The following is a 17,476-nucleotide window of genomic DNA, read 5'->3' on the forward strand; positions in this document are numbered from 1 at the left end:
CGGCGAGCAGTGAAAAAAGCGTTATCGACTTTTTTTCTACATTTTTTATGTGAGAATGGCGGTGTAAATCAGCGACATGATGGTGAAGAATGAAGATTTTACTCGTTGAAGATCATGCAGATATTGCGGGTGTGATTTTTGATTACTTTGAGATTCTGGGGCATACCATGGATCATGCGTTGACAGGCTCTCAGGGATTGTCGCTGAGTTGTGAGCAGCATTACGACATCATTATCCTCGATGTGATGCTGCCAAAAATGGATGGAATGACGGTGTGCAAGAAGCTGAGGGAGGCGGGCGTTGATACACCGGTCTTGATGCTTACCGCCATGGGTGAGAACGACGATATTGTGTCTGGCTTTGATCATGGGGCGGACGACTATTTAGTGAAGCCCTTTGACTTGAAAGTTCTCGAAGCCCGTGTGAATGCTCTGCATCGTCGGCATTCTGGGGACGTTTCCGCCAAACGCTTAACCTTTGATGAACTGTCACTGGATTTGTCTTCCTTCACGGCAAGTCGTCGTGGCTGCCAATTCGTGCTTAACCCCTCGATGTTCACCTTATTGCGTCTTTTGATGAGCCGTGCCCCCAAAGTGGTGACTAAAGAAGAACTCATTACTGCGCTTTGGGGCGATGACGAACCGGAAGGAAATGTGCTTCGTAGCCATGTTTACCAGCTGCGAAACCTTATCGACAAACCGTTCGAGTATGGCTACATCCGTACCGTGCCGAAAGTGGGATACCAGATGGTGAAAAGTGAAGAGGATGCAGCGTGAGCAAGATTAAATCAGCCAAGCAACTTACTTTCACCTATTTCTCCGTTGTCGCTTTTGCCATTATCACTATCCACTTCACTGTTTTTGAAACCACGGTCGAGAACCTCGAGCATTTTACCGCTCAATACCGAATGGAGCAGATAGCGCAGGGCTTATCCCCTGAAATGCTCGACTCCGACACTGTGCCACTCAATGCGTTTACCACAGCTTATGTTGGATTCGATAACGTTCCGGAGAGTTTAACGGTTACGCGCGACTTGCCGCTGAATGTAGCAACCGAAATCTACAAACGTGGCTTAGCGCAAGCAACGGACTTTTTCATCATGAAGGTCAACGTTGAGCATCAAGGTATTTGGAAAGATGTGTACATCGTCAATTCAGACCCTATCTTTGAGCTCAGTGAAGATAAGGCGATGAAGTCGCAAACGAATCAGTTGCTGCTTTCTTTTGGGTTGCTCATCCTGAGCTTGCTGGTGGTCCTCAGGATCTCTGAACGCCTGACTTCGCCATTATCTTCACTGGTGCAACAGCTTCGCGATAAAACCAAAGGCGATGTTTCGCCGTTATCGCTGCCGGAAACGGGAAAAACCGTGGAGCTGGTGACCTTGACGGACAGCATTAACACCTATCAGGCACAGATTTCTGAAATGCTGGAACGCGAGCGAGCTTTTAACCGATTCGCGAGCCACGAATTGAGAACCCCTTTGATGGTGATGCAAGGCAGTCTGACATTACTTGAGCATTCCAACGATCCCGATTTTGTTGCCAAACAGCGGGTTCGCATGTCGAACGCTGTAGAAGCCATGCAGGAATATGTGGAGACGCTGCTTTCGTTGACGCGGGACAGTCACGATGAGGTGGAGCCATGGGAACTCACCAAAGCCGAAATTGAAAAGTTGGCTGAACACTTCACGACCTTGCTGGAAGGAAACAAAGTGACTGTTGAGGTTGTAGAAGAAAAAGCGCCGACGCTGATGGTGTCACGTAAGCTTGTCGGCATCCTCATCGGCAACCTGATAAAAAATGCCTTCACATATACCACTGAAGGGAAAGTCACCATTACGCTGACGGAAGACAGTGTTCAGGTGGCAGATAGTGGGATTGGCCTGCAAAGTTCTGGTCAGGTGCCACAAGGCTATGGTCTTGGGCTTGTGATTGCCAACGAAATTGCCCGCAAACATCACTGGCAAATTTCGTTGGATGACAATGAAATGGGCGGCTGCACAGCGCAAGTTATCGGGTTGTCTCGAACATAGCTTTATGCTCGATTAGATTGCCTCAGGAAATGGTAATTCTGTGGGTTTCCTTTCCGTTGCCTGCAACACCAAGCAAATCATGATAAGTGCCATGCCCACCCAGCCAATAGGCGCGATGACCTCACCGACGATCAACACCGCGAAACAGGCTGCGACGACAGGTTCAAACAGCGTCAACAAGGTGGCTTTGCTGGCGTCAACGTGACGAAGTCCAAACCCGAAAGCGAGGTAGCCAATAAACATGGGGACCAACGCCATATAGAGTGAGACGTTGGCATTGTTCCAACTAGAGAAAAGGTTGTCACCAGTGAAGAGCAAGGTCGGCAGTAGCAGTAATGCACCCAAGCCAAAAATCGCCGCCATGGCTGAATCAGATTTTACGCCAGTATCGATCAGTTGTTTTGCTACCCACGCATAGGTTGCGTAGGAAAGACCCGCCACTAGACCCAGTAACACACCGAGCAATTTCTGGCTGTCGTCAGAAGAAACGGCAGCGTGACCTGATTCCGCAAACGTCAGCATGACGATACCGACAGTACCAAGTAAAAAGCTCATCACCCAACGGAGACTTACTATATTGGCTTTGCCGAAAAGACGGTTGATGACGACCGTCATAAAAGGGGCGCTGGCAATCGACACCACAGTACCCACAGCGACACCAGCCATGCGCATAGAAGAGTAAAAGGCGAGGGGATAGATCGCCAGTGCGACAACGCCAATGATCAATGGAGAGCGAGACTGGAGAATCTGAGGCAAGTCTGCCTTAAGAGGTTTTCTTGCCAAGAACGCCAGCAATAAACCACTTACCCCCATAGAAAAAGCCCCAATACCCAAAGGGCTAATGTCTGGCGCAAACGCTGCTGCGGTCCCGGTCGTACCCCAGAGAATCGAGGAAAACAGAATGGCCAGACTGCCTTGAAGTGAGCGGTCCATATTCAGGAAGATGCCTTTCATTGTTCAATCATCCACTGCAAATTGTTCGAATGAAAACAAGGATAGTGTTGGTTTGGCTAATTAACTTTGCTGAAAGGACGTTTCTTGCCGCTAAAAGGGCGCTTTATTCCCTGTTGCCGGCGAAGACTCTGGGTGACATGCTGAAGTGCGCGGAAAAGCGGCGGCTGAATGCAGAAAGATCCCCATAGCCGACCCGCTCAGCGACTAATTGTACGGGCAAGTCTGTATGTGTCAGCAAGGCTTTGGCTTTTTCCATGCGTTGTAAGGTGATGTATTGAAAAGCGCTCATGCCTAACATCTCCTTGAATCGCTTTTTAAATTGGGTAGGGCTCAAGCAGGCAATCGCAGCCAGAGATTCTATTGAAAGCTCTGAATCCAGGTGCTCGACAATGTGTGACTGGACATCGCGGATTCGGGGATCGGGCACTTCGTTGTTCTCCTGCTGTGCGAGTAATCGAGAGAAAACATCAAATACCGCGCCTTCCAGCAAATCATCTACCTCATGTTCCAACTGTTTTTCCACGAAATAGAGGTAGCTCAATAAGGGAGCGCTGATGGAAAACACCGCGAAGTCGGGTGTTGTGATGTTTTTCGGCAGCTCAGCCATGTCCGCCACGATAAACCGAGCAGCTTCATTGGCGCGGAAGTGATGAAAAGTACCAGCTTGAATCACCACGCACTCACCAACGCTGACCCCACCGGAATAGTTATCAAGCTCAATTTGGATGGTGCCTTGAAGAGGCAATACCAGTTGATGATAGTCATGTGCGTGACCTTGTCGCTGGCGGGTATAGGCGCGAATGCTGAGGCTGTTCTCCATGATTTCCGTGTCATCCTTGAGCGGGAAAATGCGTTGCGATGACACCGACAGTAAGACAAAAACCAATGCGCCGCAAACCATCCATTTGAAATCCAAAAGGTGGACGCAATACAAATAAGGCGGCCAGAGCCGCCTTAAACGTGAGTTAAACGGAGCGCTTAAACCAGCTCGCAACCTGTCACGAAGTCGATGCAGTTTGCGTCGAAACAGCCCCAAACATTGTTCACCTGAACAGACGTACCGTCGCAGAAATCCAGGGTGATGCAACCGCCGGATTTAGTGATGTTGATTTGGTGAATAGAGGTAGCGAGTGAATCATCAACCTGGATTTTGTCATCCCAGCAATTGAAGTCGGTGATTTTGTCGCAGCCGTCATGGGCATCAAAGTAGAAGGTATCTTTACCGCAATTACCTGTGAGAATATCATTGCCCTGACCACCGGCGATCAGGTCATTACCCCAACCGCCATCGAGTTTGTCGTTACCGCAGCCACCGTCAAGGATGTCATTGCCACAGTCTCCGTCCAACTTATCGTCACCATTTCCGCCAACCAGCTTATCGTGTCCCCAGCCGCCATTCAGGTAGTCGTTGTGGTCGCCACCGTGTAGATAGTCGTTATCGCAACCACCGAACAGTTCGTCACATCCAGCGCCACCGAATAACTGATCATCGCCATAGTAACCGACCAACTTGTCATTACCGTTGCCGCCTTTCATGACATCATTGCCGCAACCACCATCAAGATAGTCATGACCGTCGCCACCGAAGAGAGTATCGTGTCCATCGCCCCCCCAAAGTTTATCGTCGCCACAACCGCCCTGGAGGAAATCGTTACCCCATTCGCCCTTTAAGGTATCGTTACCATTTCCGCCATAAAGCGCATCATCATCACAACCTCCGTAAATCAGGTCGTGTCCATCGCCACCCTGAATGGTGTCGCAACCATTGCCGCCCTCTAGTTTGTCATCACCACAACCACCCTCAATCCAGTCGTTTCCGTTACCACCTTTGATGTGATCACTACTGCCGCTGCCAATGATTTTGTCATGACCGTCGCCACCGTCGATAAGACATTCATTACCATAAGCAACGATGTAGTCATTGCCGCCCTTGCCGTAAATCCAGTCTACGTTGCAGTTGCTGATGATGGTGTCAGCACAGGTAGATCCATATATGGCTGTCATTATCTATATCCTTCTATTTACATTATTGACGTTGTTTGTGCCCAAATGCATGAAAGGCCATACCAATATGACTGGCTTAATGGGCATTGGTGTGTGTCGGAGATAAGAATTATCCTGCTGAATAAAAAGGCAATATGAGATTCTCAGGGCTGGGTTGTCACTTGTCGGCAGGCTTAGAGTTGTCTAGCTTTACAGTCATTTGTGGGGAGTAGACACATATAAAGTGTGGGGTGACACAGCAGTCTTACTAACGCAATGTTTTTATTAACAAATTCATGCATTTCTAGTTCAAAGTACCACAAACAGCTGTGAAATGTGATGCACACCGCTATTGGTTGTCACAAAACTGTCGATTTACCGTATTGCTTCTTCTTTAATCAATATATTTTGTGTGGACTATTCATCAGCCTTTACGCCAACTTTTAAGAAGGCATAGAGGGATCATCCAAGGACAGAGATCAGGAGTAACCCATGCAGAATACCTTTGAACACGCGCAGCCAGATGCGCAGGGATATTTTGGGGAGTATGGCGGCAGTTTTATCCCGCCTAAGTTGGAATCCATCATGATTGAAATTGCAGCTGCCTATGAAGAATGTCGCAAGGATCCTGCCTTTAAAACCGAACTGGCTCGGCTTTATAAGCATTTTGTCGGTCGTCCAAGCCCTATTTTTCACGCTGAGAACCTTTCCGCCAAATACGGCACCAACATCTATTTGAAGCGTGAAGATCTCAACCATACTGGCGCACACAAAATTAACCACTGTTTGGGTGAAGCTTTACTGGCCAAAAAATTGGGTAAGAAGAAGTTGATTGCCGAAACAGGCGCGGGTCAACACGGCGTAGCGCTGGCAACGGCTGCCGCATTGGTAGGGTTGGAATGTGACATCTACATGGGTGAAGTCGATATTCGCAAAGAGCATCCGAATGTCGTCCGTATGCGCATCCTTGGCGCGAACGTGATTCCCGCTACCCATGGCCGCAAGACTCTGAAAGAGGCGGTAGATGCTGCGTTTGAAGCGTACATGAAAGATCCAATCAGCCAGATTTACGCCATTGGCTCTGTAGTGGGGCCTCATCCATTCCCGATGATGGTGCGCGACTTTCAATCCATCATCGGCAATGAAGCCAAAGTGCAGTTCAAAGAGATGACAGGTGGCTTACCCGATAATCTCGTCGCCTGTGTAGGCGGGGGTTCCAATGCGATGGGCCTGTTTACCGCTTTTCTGGAAGATGAAGAAGTGGCCATTCATGGCGCAGAGCCGGCAGGTCGTTCGCTGAATGTGGAAGGAGAGCATGCGGCAACCTTGACCCTTGGTGAATCTGGCATCATGCACGGGTTCAAGTCATATATGTTGAAAGACAAAGATGGCGAACCGCAGGAAGTGTATTCCGTAGCGAGCGGATTGGATTACCCATCGGTAGGTCCGCAGCACAGCTACCTGAAAGACTTGGGGCGTGTAAATTACGGCACGGTGAGCGACGATGAAGCAATTGACGCTTTCTTTGAATTGTCGCGTTTGGAAGGGATCATCCCTGCCATCGAATCCTCCCATGCCGTGGCCTATGCGTTGAAGCTGGCGAAACAGGGAGAGAAAGGCTCAATCCTGATTAACCTTTCTGGCCGGGGCGACAAAGACATCGACTTTGTGGTGGAAAACTACGGTAAAGACTACGGTATTGAATCGCTGATTTAATGTGATTGATCAGAATGAGAAACGCCCGCGACTATCGCGGGCGTTTTTTTGTGTGGGTGCAACAAGCCACCTGCATGGCAAGGGATAGGTGGCCTGTTGCGAACTCTGCGTGGATAGATATCTAAGCAGAGTGCACAGCAAGCTGTACGTCTATGATAGTGAGCGGCTAACTGACTGAATACAATGAATTGTTACTAAAGTCAGACAAAATTGGCGCATCCAGAGAACAAAAGCTAATGATTTTGTGTCAGGATTTGGTTCTTTTTTGGTTAATTGGTGTTGAATTTTGTATACCTGTTTGTATTGATATGAAGACAGTTGATAGCCGCAAGATGCATATTCGATCCCGCGCTTATCAGTTCCATCGATCCTGACGTTTCACTTCATTTTCGAAATTGGATGAAAAAGCCTTCATCTTTGCCTGAAGCAAGGCTTGCCTTCCATCTAGGGTTCTTGTGTAAATCAGTTCGGAAAGGCTGACGTGCTGACACCACGCCTTATAGAAGATCATTGCAGTCTCTTTCTTTGCACCAAACCGAAGAGGAACAGCATGGTAATCGTCGCGCTTGGTGCCAAGAAATTTGCCTTCCCGAATCACCAAATACCTTGGGTTATCGATCGGCGAAAGAATCTCATGCATGCAATCGGCGAATATCGAAGACTCATAGAAACTGCAGCCAGACAGGGAGAGATAAAATTGCCCATCTGCTGTTTCATAGACATTGACTTTCATTCTGCGGATAGAGGTTTCTACAAATCCTGCCTGAAAAAGCGCTTCTGCCAGTGCCACACCCATTTGTTTGAGTGCTCCATCTACGGGCAAGAAACGTAGCAAGGTTTTGGTGGTCGCGACGGTTTGCGGAAATTTGTATATAAGGGTGGCAGTGAGTGCCATAGCCAGCAGTAACAATACGTTGCTAGAGCTTTGGAATAAGTGCACCGTCCAAAAAAAGGTGCCGGACAAGGCGATCAACAGCTGTGAAAATAAATAGCGCCAGCTGTTTTTTAGCATGTATCCACGGAGCGCCTGAATTTGTGGTGTTTTGACTGATGGTAATACCCGCGCAGAGCCTTCAACAGTTAGCGCCTTCTTCCAGCGCTCACCCGCGCGTTCAATATCGTTAAAGCGCTGGGTCATTTGCGAGTTGTTGGCAAAAATCGGCTAGGTCCCTTTTTGGACATAATCATGCTCCAGCCATCTGGCTGCCATACGATCAAAGCCACTTTCAATGGAATCGTCTTTCTCAGATAACCCGACAAAGGTATCGAAACGTCGTTTGAGACTGTCATAGTCTGACCAACCGGAAAAAGCCTTTACGTTGATGGCGGCAAGATGCCAAATCGAACTGATTTTATCCGGCGCGCTCTTGTCGATACGGATAGCCCGCCCGCGCATTTGATTGGTGAGCATAAACGAACCGACTGAACTGGCGAGGATCAACGAATTGATTGCAGGTGCATCCCAACCTTCGCCCAACAGCGAACGTGTGCCGACAAGCACCTTGAGCTTGCCTTCCATCAGCAGCGCGGTAAAAGCGATGGTCAGTTGGTTTAGTGGTGCAGTCACCTTCAGATATTGCCCCTCATTACCCATGGCTTGGGTTTTGACTTTGTCATGACCAATATGCGCGATGAGGTCGGGCAATAGTGGAGTGGGGACAATACTCAGGCGACCTGTCAGCAAGCCCACCTCCTCACGAATGGGTGAGTCTGAGGTGATGGTTTTAAACACGGGCCAAGCGCCGAGATTGGTCTCTCCAGCATCGATTTCTGATGTCAGGTTTTCGTCGCGGATATAGTCAGTCAAAAAGACCTGCCGCAAGGATTCTCCACGTTTTTTAAGTTCAAGGTGATGAATCTTGCTGCAGGCCTCTACCTTGGCGCTGCTTAACGCAAGCGATCGCTCATTGCGACGTGAACGCTCAAGTGATAATTCGCGTTTGTAGAGGAGCTCGTTGGCTCTGAGCTGTTTCTTTAAATCATCGATAAATGACAGATGCTCTTCGCCATGCTGGAAGGTATTGGAGAAGAGCACCGTTTCAATTAATACCTGCCACCAATGTCGGCCAAGCTCTGGAATATCAGTGGCTGTAAGGTCCAACAGTGTTTTCAACTGCGCGTCGAGGGGCAGATTTTTGGCTTTCAGAAAACTCAGCAATGCGATGGCGATTTCGGGTTGCTTGATCACTGCCAGCTCAAACTCGCCTTCACCCAACCAGGGGTGGGCAAGCACGACGGCTTCGAAGGTTGGGTTGCCGAAAAGTGATTGGCAAAGAGTAGACACCTGCTGATCATATTCTTCGATCTGTTTGCTTTCTTTTTGGGTCGCATTGCAGGCCCAGACATAATCCTGATGGGCGCAGAGTGTGCCGGCTTTCACCAATTCGGGGACTGAGATTTCCTCATCAATCGGGCCGCATAGCTGTTCGTATCGCGTCCATTCATGACCTTGTGCATCATAAGGAGGCGTTGCAGTCAGGGAGACCAGCGTAATGTCGGGGATTTCCTGACACACTTTTTCGAGTGCTCGCCACCACTCATTGCGAAGGTGATGGGCTTCGTCGAGGATCAGGACTTTAATCTTGTGGGTTTGCAGAAGCTGAATAAAGCAGTCAACTTCTTCGCCTTCAAGTCCATCGTCATCTTCAAGCGTCGCGGCTTCGTCATCTTCACTGTCCAACACGTCAGAGAGCTTGGTATGCAAAGCCTGATAGGTGATGGAAGTGAGCGTCTTTGGCTCTGTAATAGAATTGCTGACCCAAGGTAATGCCTGTACCGAATCGGTGTCGCAAAAATCTTTAAGACGGTCAATCCATTGGTCGCGTATCACGCGGGTTGGGGAGAGCACCAAAGTCGGTTTCCCCAATAGGCGGAACACCTCCAACCCCAAGGTGGTTTTGCCAGCGCCAGGCGCAGCGACGATGTGCAGTCGTTGATCGTTGAGATGCTCATGAATGGTATCGAGCACGCGGGATTGATAGGGACGCCAGGGGTAGCAAAACGACATAGATTTGAACGGCATGGATTCCTTTCCTGAAAAGCCTCAAAGTCATCGAGATGTTAACCCAACTATCTCCTATTCTGCTAAACAGAGGTGTAAAAGTGAGCTTCTCAAGACTCAACTTGTTGTCCATTCTAACGATGCATGTCATGCATCCTCTTCTCAATCTGCTAATCATGACTCTTTGGGGACATGAACAACGCGTTGAGGGAAAGGAATTGTAATGCCTTTCTCATCAAATTTTACCTTCACTTCTCTGGTGACATCCCACATGACATCCCAATAGTTTTCGGTTCTTACCCAAGGGCGCACGATGAAATCTACTGAAGAATCGCTCAATTTTTCCAATTTAATAATTGTTTCTGGCGAACGGAGGACAGCAGGATGGCCGTCGACGATTTCTCTTAATGTTCTCTCAATAAGAGAGATTGAATCACCATAACTAGCGCTAAAAACCATATCAATACGCCGTATTTTTTCATGAGTCATATTTTTAATGACGTTACTCCAAATCTTTTGATTAGGAATGATAATGATTTGGTTGTCGAATGTTCGAATTGTAGCGTTGACCAAACTCATGTGGCTGACTTTTCCCTCCACACCGCCGGCCATCACATAATCACTGACGTCAAAAGGCCTATAAATAAGCAGCATAATCCCAGCAGCAAAATTGGCTAGAACGTCCTGCAGAGCAAAGCCGATGATAATACTGGCTATACCAAAACCGGTAAGTATGGGCATTACATCGAATCCCAACTGAGATATCGCAAAAATGATGCCTAAAGTAATAACCAATCTTCCAGCAAGAAGGGTAATGAAATCCTGCATGAGTTTTGGCATGTCAAACGCTTCGGAAGTCACTAATTTTCTGGAGAAGTATCTTGCAGAGCGATATAGCTGAATCGTTACTAGGCCAATAACAATCAGCATCATGAACTGAATAAAATAGCGGGGGAGGCTTTTCGATATGAGAACGACCAACTTGTCTTTCCATAACACTGAAAGTTTGTAGATGGCGGCTTTCGAGAACAATCCACTATCAAGAATACCTGTGGTCTCGAAATGAAGTACTTGGAACTCTGAAGTGTCAATATTAAGTTGGTTGGCTAACTTGATCATGTTGAGTAGGCTATTGGCATTAAATTCGATTCGCTTTTCGATGGTAAGCCTATCTATTTCTGCAGCGGTTCGGTCCGAACCCGACGATGCAGATTCAAAATAACGATTTAAAGTTTGATTCTTTATGAGATAGTGGATTGTTTCTTCAATTTGAATGAGTCTTTTTTCTATAATATCTTTAAATCTGTTAAGCTCTGATGATATATCAATGCCGACTTCTTTGAGCTAAATTAAGTTTTGTAGCTCTTCCTCAAAAACCAAATCTAATTTATCTACAAAGTCACGATACTCCCCAATCATCTTTGGCTTTTCTTTATTTTCTGCATCATAGATTTCATCTGCGATTTCGTTGAGAACCTTAGGTATCTCAATGATGATTCATATGCTTCGATTATGCATTGGCAATGCCTATGCTCTCTGTGAAGTGTGATTTGGTTCAGAATTTTTTTTGATTGAAAAGTGCTTATATATAAAGGGTGATGTTTTTGGATGGTGAGTCTTATTTATATTACATATCAACCCATTGAAAATCATACACATTGTAGAGGGTTATTCGGCTACTGCCGCATTTCGTCAGTTAGGTTTATTATTAGGAGAATAAATATGAAAAAGGAACTTCTAGCAGTATCTCTAGTAGTTGCTATGTCAGGTTGTGCTCAACAAACGTTTGTTGTCAATGGGAATGATGGAACTTTGGAAGATGAACAGATGCAAAGCTTTTTTGTATCTGGTATTGGCCAAAAGAAAACAGTTGATGCAGCTTCCGTATGCGGTGGTGCAGAAAATGTAGCTAAAGTGGAAGTTCAACAAACCTTCTTAGATGGTGCTTTGGGCTTTGTCACTTTTGGTATTTATACCCCTCGTGATGCCAGAGTTTTTTGTAAATAGTATTGTTTAAAGGACTTGCTGGATTGGCAAGTCCTTAAACTCTATCAATTGGATAATATGCTGTTTTTTTGTTTGGGATTCGGCCCATAAAGGTTGTCGCCCTCCTCGCTGTCTCTGGTGTGAAAATACAGCAAGACGAGCGAGCCAACGATTGGTATCAATGCAAGCAATGCCCACCATCCATTCTTTCCTATGTCGTGAAGTCTTCTAACTGAAACTGCAAATGCAGGTATTGCAATAAACAGTGAGTAAATCATATGTATATCGACATGTGGTATGTGGACCGCCTTCTGTAGAATAGAAATTAAGATAAAAATGATGATGTTGATTAGAAGGAACATCCAATACTCTTTTCTACGCGCTCTCCCTGAAAAATCAGCAAAGTTTCTTATAGCATAAATATACCAAGACATACTGCACTCCTATCTTGCTTATGAGTTTCTATCATAGAGGCTAAATTCACCACTATATAATGGGATGGATAACTATAATAATTAATAAGGTAAAAAAGAGTTATGGCAAGGTGGTGTGGTATTTGTTTGACGAGTTTTTGATAAATTGAAATGAATGCTTTGGATGTGAGAAAGTAATTTTCATTCTAACTTAATGCTCTTATTTAATAATGTAATTCTGTTATTCATTGTTAAATTAAATTAAATTTAAAATGACTATTAAAGATTCTCAGTTCCAGCGATCCTAACGTTTGACCTCGTTTTCGAAGTTTTACGAAAAAGCACTCATCTTTGCCTTCAGCAAGGCTTGCCTGCCTTCTAGGGATCTCGTTTAAATCAGTTCGGAAAGGCTGACAAAGGTATCGAATCGTCGTTTGAGATTGTAGTAGCCAGACCAACCGGGAAAGGGGAGCTGGGTTAGGATATCGCCACAATTCGAATGCTTTCTCCAATCTGCAGGAAATGAAAAGCCCGCAGAAGCGGGCTTTGAGAGCAATTTCTGAGTCAGCTTATTGTTCCAGTTTGATGTTCCTGATGCGGTAAACCACACCAGCTTGCGATGCATTCCAGTCAGACAGCGTTGCAAACGGCGTGTTGACCTTGGTGATGTCTAGCGCGCCCGTGTTTAGTTCAGCAACCGGAACCATCACTGAGTGCCATTGACCAGTAGCCAGACTGCCCAGTGGGTAATCGTTACCAGACCCTGCCGTTGACTCCATTTTCACAACAACCTCTTCGGTTTGCGTTTCACCTGAATTCGCAGGCTCACCATAGGTTTCGATGTAAATATCGAACGTCAGGTTGCCCGACAGGAAGTTGGAAAGGTTCAGTGTTTTACCTTTCACCAATACCAAACCTTTGTAGAACTCTGGACTGCTTGCATCGTAAGTGACTGTGAACTCATCAGACGGATCATTGCCTGTCACCACAAGGTGGTCAGTGAGGTTTTCCCATGTGTCTGTGCGTGCTTGCCAGGTTGTGATATTTGGTTCCCACGTTTCCCATACATCGACGCTATCGCCTTCAAGCGGCGGTTCTACCGGCACTTTCAGCTCTTCACAGGTAATGGCGTCTTCTGCTGCATCCAGACTACGTGGCACATAGCGAACCTCACCCAGATTGAACTCAACTTCCTCGTCTGCATAAATCAGGAATGGGGTATTGAGGATCTGGAAGGCCATGCCTTCGTCAGCAAAACATTGCAGCGGGATCTTTATGGTCGTCCACTTGGTTTCGTCCTGGCCACTTGGCGCTGGCAATACTTTGTGGATAGGTACTTGACCCAGACACGGCCACTCACAGTGAGTTGCGAGAATCATGCTTTGCGGCGCGGTGGATTTCATGTCGATATCAAATTGAAGCGTCGCATCCGCATTCAGATAGCTTTGCTTATCGACAACCTGCTCATCCGCAGTCTGCATGTAAACCTGCGCTGGTGCTTCACCCGTGAACTTCACATTGATCGCATCCTGCTGGTGGAGGTGATCAATCGGCGTGGTGGTGATTGAGCCAATCGTGGTTGGTGTACCGTTAGACACTGTCACGCCGACCCAGCCATTCGATGAGCCTGCAATGCGAGGAGTAAACTCGTCATCGGCTGAACGACCAAAGATTTCCAGATTGGTGGTCGCAATACCGTCATCTGGTGCATCCAGACCACAACCGTATTCCCGCGGATCAAGTGGCAGATTATCCAAGTCGATATTCAGCTTGCTGCTTTTCTTCTTGTTGTAAGAAAGGCCATAGCCGTACGCGAACAGCGGTGCGTGGTCGCCATCGATATTTTGTTCCATCTCCGGTGTTTCATAATTCACCAGATTGGGTGCTTTGCGATTGATGGTGGTGGAGCATTTGGTGTTTGGCCATGAGAAAGAAAGACGACCGCGGAAGTCTTTGTCATCAACACCAAAGAGAACGTCAGTAATACCACCTGCTTCTGTGCCAGGCAGCCATGCTGCAACAAAGGCATCGGAGTGATTGATCTCTTCATTCACATAAAGCGGACGACCTGAGAAGAACACAGTGACGACGTTGAAACCTTTCTCTTTAAGGGATTTGATCAGACGGAGATCTGCCCCATAGGACGATTTCAAGGTCGCGTATTCCAGCGTTTTGGTTTTGTTGATGTCACCAAACATCTCTGCGTAGGCATCTTCCCCGATCACTACGACAGCGGTGGCATCCTGAGGTGCAGCATCAACATCGGTGAAAATGTTCTCTTCACCGACCTGCGCCTGCATCGCCATTAGCATGGTGGTTGCGCCAGGGAAGTCACGCTCAAGCGTATTCTCTGTGCCTTGCCAGGTGAGAGACCAACCGCCGGTTTGTTTCTGTATATCGCTGGCTGCACTGCCGACCACCAGATATTGTTTTTGGGTAGACAGAGGCAGGGCATTGTCTTTGTTCTTTAGCAGAACCAAAGATTGGCTAACGGCTTTTCGCGCCAGTTCACGGTGCGAGTCCGAGCCCAGAATGTCCTGTTTACCTGCAAGACGACGTTTGGTTGGCTGAGGCTTCTCCCAAAGGCCTGCGCGCATTTTCACGCGAAGAATACGGGTGACTGCATCATCAATGCGGCTCATTGGAATGGTGCCGTCATTCACCTGATCGATCACATTGCGGTAGAAGGCCTGCCAATCCTTACGGGCTGTCACCATAAAGATGTCGTTACCGGCGAGCACTGCCTGAGGACAGTTGCCTGCGGTACAGCCGTTGATTTCACTGTGACCATTCCAGTCGGTGACAACCAGGCCGTCAAAGCCCATTTTGTCTTTCAGCACGTCGTTAACGATGTACTTACTGCCGTGGAGCTTTTTATTGTAGTTGTCGGTGCCCATCACGTCGTAGTTGGCTTCGTTGTGCCAAGAGTTAAACGACGTCATGACCACTTGCGCACCAGCATCCAGGCCCGAGAAGTAGCCCGTTGCATGAATATTACGAAGGTACTCTTCGCTATATTCATTCTTGCCACGGTCAACTCCGTCCGTGGTGCCGCCATCGCCCAGCCAGTGTTTCACGTTAGAAATCACGTGGCGCTGGCTTTTCAATCCTTTCTCTCCACCTTGAAGACCTTCAACCATTTTTCCTGCGTATTGGTAGACGATTTCAGGGTCTTCTGAATAGCCTTCATAAACACGCCCCCAGCGATAATCGCGAGGCGTGGCGACGGTGGGAGCGAATGTCCAGTCAAGGCCGGTTGCGGCGACTTCACGAGCCGTGGCTTTACCGATTTGTTTGATCAGTTTTGGGTTGTTGGCCGCACCTAAACCGATGTTGTGTGGGAAGACGGTGGCTTTGAAAACATTGTTATGGCCGTGGACAGCATCGGTTGCCCACATGAAAGGAATACGGAAACCACGGTCTGCGTAAGCTTCTTCAAGCGCGAGGTAGTACTTATCTGATTCGTTTGCCCAATCTTGGGCTGTGGCGTATTTGTTGCCGTCAGGCCAGCCGCCACCGCCATTGAGAAGAGAACCCAGTTTGTATTCTTTCGCTTCTTCAGGGGTAACACTGCGAAGGTCGGGTTGGATCATCTGTCCGACTTTTTCTTCCAGCGTCATTTGCGCGAGAATTTCCGCGACTCGGCTTTCTATTTCCGGGTCTTTTTTGATTGCGCTGTTGATCTGAGGCCAATCCGGGTAGTAAGGGACTTTCGATTCAAGAAAGCACCCCGACAGAATGGCCAGTGACGTTACTCCTGACACTATGATTTTTCCTTTGAGCATAGAGCCCCTCCGAGGGTAGTCAGTTCTATTTAGACTGCGTGCTCACTATCTTGCTGGCATATGAAAGCGCTTTCTTTGAATGCAAGATAACTCCCTCGAGCACACTAACTCCTGAGACATTGAGTGTTCAGGAAGCTAGGCATGGTAGGGGCTTTTTCTAATGTTAAACATAGCAAATAAACAAATATCTTAACGCATTTGGCTTTAGCAACACTTTCTCAGATGGTGGAAAAACGTTGTTAAATTGACTGTTACGCATCTCGTTGACGCATATGAAAAAGTTGGAATCGGGTAGAAGCAAAAAAGAAGCCCAGCAAATGCCGGGCGATCTTACTTAGGGGGATTTTCTTAGGTGTGATTAGGGTCAACAGCCCCTAGTTATAGGCGCGGGCAAATAAGCCTTCGCAGCTCGCCTGATAGTCGCCAACGTACGCCGGGATAAATACGGATTCGCCCTTACTCAAAGTGACACTGTCACCATTCGAGTGGGTAAGAGTCAGTGGTGCATCTACAGCAATCAGGATTTCAGCGCTATGAGTGCTCAGCACTTCATTCAAGGTGTTGCGGTAAACACTGAATTTGAAATCCGGAACTGGAATTGGGTAGTGCTGCGCATTGCCCTCAACGCGTGGCGCCAGCAGGATAGTATCTTCTGGCATTGGCAAGCATCGGGTGCAGGAAATCAGTTCCGGTACATCCATGTGTTTTGGTGTCAGACCTGCGCGAAGCACGTTGTCTGAGTTCGCCATGATTTCCAAGCCCGTCCCTTTGATATATGCATGCGGCGTGCAGGCATCAAGGAACATCGCTTCGCCCGGCTGAAGAGTCAGCGTATTCAGGATCAGTGGCGAGAACAGGCCAATATCGCCAGGGTATTGCTCAGACAGCGTCAACAGCAATGCAAACAATTCATCAGTTTGGTTTGCATCTGCATAGGTCAGTAGTTTAGATACCGCTGCGTCTTTGGCTTCGCCTTCCAGAGAAAGCAGCGCACCGAAGAAATCACTCAGACCTTGTTCGCTTTGGTTGTCTTGCAATGCACTTACCAGTGATGCCAACTCTTCAATGTTGAGTTGGTGGAAAAAGCCCAGAATATCGCTGTAGTCGCGGAAGCCGTTCATCGCCGTGTAATCAGTCAGCGCGAAAACCAACTCCGGTTTGTGGTTAGGGTCTTTGTAGTTTCTAAAGCTCGCTGACAGGGGAATACCTGCCGCTTCTTCTTTTGCAAAACCGGCTTCCGCCTGCGCTTTGCTAGGGTGAACCTGTACCGACAGCGCTTTTTCAGCACACAGCACTTTGAACAGGTAAGGCAGTTCACCAAATTGTTGGGTAGTGGATGCGCCCAGAATGTTTTCCATGTCTGAGCTGATGAAATCTGACAGCAGGGTTTCTTTTTTATCGACAGCAATTTTTGAACAGCCATTTGGGTGAGCACCCATCCAGATTTCCGCTTGCGGTTTGTTCTCTGGGTTTGGCATATCAAACAGTTCAGTCAGCGAAGTGTGACTGCCCCAGGCATAGTCCTGGATAACGTTTTTCAGAGGAAAAAATTGAGTTGTCATTGTTCTTCTTTAAGCCTTCGAAATCTGGCAAGGAGTCTATCAAA

At 47.5% G+C, this 17,476-nt stretch carries 13 protein-coding genes; 4 read left to right on the forward strand and 9 right to left on the reverse strand.

Features of this window, described 5'->3' with window-relative positions:
* Positions 1–89 precede the first annotated feature (89 nt).
* Both QL223_RS14895 and QL223_RS14900 read left to right on the forward strand, forming a co-directional pair.
* Positions 90–776, forward strand: coding sequence for a response regulator transcription factor (locus QL223_RS14895; protein WP_281545172.1), 687 nt, complete (start codon positions 90–92; stop codon positions 774–776).
* The gene (locus tag QL223_RS14900) at positions 773–2,032 is read left to right on the forward strand and encodes a HAMP domain-containing sensor histidine kinase (RefSeq protein ID WP_002541664.1); all 1,260 of its coding nucleotides are present in this window, start codon (positions 773–775) and stop codon (positions 2,030–2,032) included. Before QL223_RS14895 ends, QL223_RS14900 begins: the two co-directional genes overlap by 4 nt.
* 12 nt (positions 2,033–2,044) lie before the next feature.
* Here the strand turns inward: QL223_RS14900 and QL223_RS14905 are convergent, their stop codons facing one another.
* The 3 genes from QL223_RS14905 to QL223_RS14915 form a co-directional block, all read right to left on the reverse strand.
* On the reverse strand, positions 2,045–2,986 hold the full coding sequence (locus tag QL223_RS14905; protein WP_002541665.1) for a DMT family transporter: 942 nt from the start codon (positions 2,984–2,986) through the stop codon (positions 2,045–2,047).
* A 103-nt stretch (positions 2,987–3,089) separates the two neighbouring features.
* Positions 3,090–3,806 (reverse strand): AraC family transcriptional regulator, encoded by a 717-nt coding sequence (locus tag QL223_RS14910; protein WP_039850491.1) that lies wholly within the window; start codon positions 3,804–3,806, stop codon positions 3,090–3,092.
* A 158-nt stretch (positions 3,807–3,964) separates the two neighbouring features.
* Complete coding sequence (locus tag QL223_RS14915; RefSeq protein WP_002541668.1) at positions 3,965–4,990, reverse strand: calcium-binding protein; 1,026 nt, start codon at positions 4,988–4,990, stop codon at positions 3,965–3,967.
* Positions 4,991–5,461: 471 nt separating this feature from the next.
* On the opposite strand from QL223_RS14915, the gene trpB reads away from it, so the two are divergent.
* A complete protein-coding gene (gene trpB, locus QL223_RS14920; protein WP_281545173.1) occupies positions 5,462–6,685 on the forward strand; it encodes a tryptophan synthase subunit beta in 1,224 nt (407 codons plus the stop codon).
* Positions 6,686–7,040: 355 nt separating this feature from the next.
* Here the strand turns inward: trpB and QL223_RS14925 are convergent, their stop codons facing one another.
* From QL223_RS14925 to QL223_RS14935, 3 genes are all read right to left on the reverse strand, one after another.
* Entirely contained in the window at positions 7,041–7,823 is a 783-nt protein-coding gene (locus QL223_RS14925; protein WP_281545174.1) for a hypothetical protein, read from the reverse strand.
* 24 nt (positions 7,824–7,847) lie between these two features.
* Entirely contained in the window at positions 7,848–9,707 is a 1,860-nt protein-coding gene (locus QL223_RS14930; RefSeq protein WP_281545175.1) for a DEAD/DEAH box helicase family protein, read from the reverse strand.
* A 153-nt stretch (positions 9,708–9,860) separates the two neighbouring features.
* On the reverse strand, positions 9,861–10,805 hold the full coding sequence (locus QL223_RS14935) for a mechanosensitive ion channel family protein (protein ID WP_281545176.1): 945 nt from the start codon (positions 10,803–10,805) through the stop codon (positions 9,861–9,863).
* 603 nt (positions 10,806–11,408) lie between these two features.
* Between QL223_RS14935 and QL223_RS14940 the strand changes: the two genes are divergently transcribed.
* On the forward strand, positions 11,409–11,693 hold the full coding sequence (locus tag QL223_RS14940; protein ID WP_039850481.1) for a Bor family protein: 285 nt from the start codon (positions 11,409–11,411) through the stop codon (positions 11,691–11,693).
* A 44-nt stretch (positions 11,694–11,737) separates the two neighbouring features.
* On the opposite strand, the gene QL223_RS14945 is transcribed toward QL223_RS14940, so the two are convergent.
* From QL223_RS14945 to manA, 3 genes are all read right to left on the reverse strand, one after another.
* Positions 11,738–12,106, reverse strand: a complete 369-nt coding sequence (locus tag QL223_RS14945; RefSeq protein WP_039850482.1) for a DUF805 domain-containing protein — start codon at positions 12,104–12,106, stop codon at positions 11,738–11,740.
* 548 nt (positions 12,107–12,654) lie between these two features.
* Positions 12,655–15,870 carry a glycoside hydrolase family 3 protein gene (locus QL223_RS14950; protein ID WP_002541675.1) on the reverse strand — a complete coding sequence of 1,072 codons (3,216 nt, stop codon included), beginning with the start codon at positions 15,868–15,870 and terminating at the stop codon, positions 12,655–12,657.
* A gap of 374 nt (positions 15,871–16,244) precedes the next feature.
* Positions 16,245–17,432 (reverse strand): mannose-6-phosphate isomerase, class I, encoded by a 1,188-nt coding sequence (gene manA, locus QL223_RS14955; RefSeq protein ID WP_281545177.1) that lies wholly within the window; start codon positions 17,430–17,432, stop codon positions 16,245–16,247.
* Positions 17,433–17,476 lie beyond the last annotated feature (44 nt).

The sequence above is a fragment of the Grimontia sp. SpTr1 genome, from assembly GCF_947387585.1.
Classification (GTDB): Bacteria; Pseudomonadota; Gammaproteobacteria; order Enterobacterales; family Vibrionaceae; genus Enterovibrio; species Enterovibrio indicus.

What these genes read in the sequence shown, in the direction of transcription:
- QL223_RS14905 (WP_002541665.1), bottom strand. Translation starts at nt 2,986, where the DNA reads ATGAAAGGCATCTTCCTGAATATGGACCGCTCACTTCAAGGCAGTCTG.
- QL223_RS14935 (WP_281545176.1), bottom strand. Translation starts at nt 10,805, where the DNA reads ATGATCAAGTTAGCCAACCAACTTAATATTGACACTTCAGAGTTCCAA.
- QL223_RS14915 (WP_002541668.1), bottom strand. Translation starts at nt 4,990, where the DNA reads ATGACAGCCATATATGGATCTACCTGTGCTGACACCATCATCAGCAAC.
- QL223_RS14895 (WP_281545172.1), top strand. Translation starts at nt 90, where the DNA reads ATGAAGATTTTACTCGTTGAAGATCATGCAGATATTGCGGGTGTGATT.
- QL223_RS14930 (WP_281545175.1), bottom strand. Translation starts at nt 9,707, where the DNA reads ATGCCGTTCAAATCTATGTCGTTTTGCTACCCCTGGCGTCCCTATCAA.
- QL223_RS14945 (WP_039850482.1), bottom strand. Translation starts at nt 12,106, where the DNA reads ATGTCTTGGTATATTTATGCTATAAGAAACTTTGCTGATTTTTCAGGG.
- QL223_RS14950 (WP_002541675.1), bottom strand. Translation starts at nt 15,870, where the DNA reads ATGCTCAAAGGAAAAATCATAGTGTCAGGAGTAACGTCACTGGCCATT.
- QL223_RS14925 (WP_281545174.1), bottom strand. Translation starts at nt 7,823, where the DNA reads ATGACCCAGCGCTTTAACGATATTGAACGCGCGGGTGAGCGCTGGAAG.
- manA (WP_281545177.1), bottom strand. Translation starts at nt 17,432, where the DNA reads ATGACAACTCAATTTTTTCCTCTGAAAAACGTTATCCAGGACTATGCC.
- trpB (WP_281545173.1), top strand. Translation starts at nt 5,462, where the DNA reads ATGCAGAATACCTTTGAACACGCGCAGCCAGATGCGCAGGGATATTTT.
- QL223_RS14940 (WP_039850481.1), top strand. Translation starts at nt 11,409, where the DNA reads ATGAAAAAGGAACTTCTAGCAGTATCTCTAGTAGTTGCTATGTCAGGT.
- QL223_RS14910 (WP_039850491.1), bottom strand. Translation starts at nt 3,806, where the DNA reads ATGGAGAACAGCCTCAGCATTCGCGCCTATACCCGCCAGCGACAAGGT.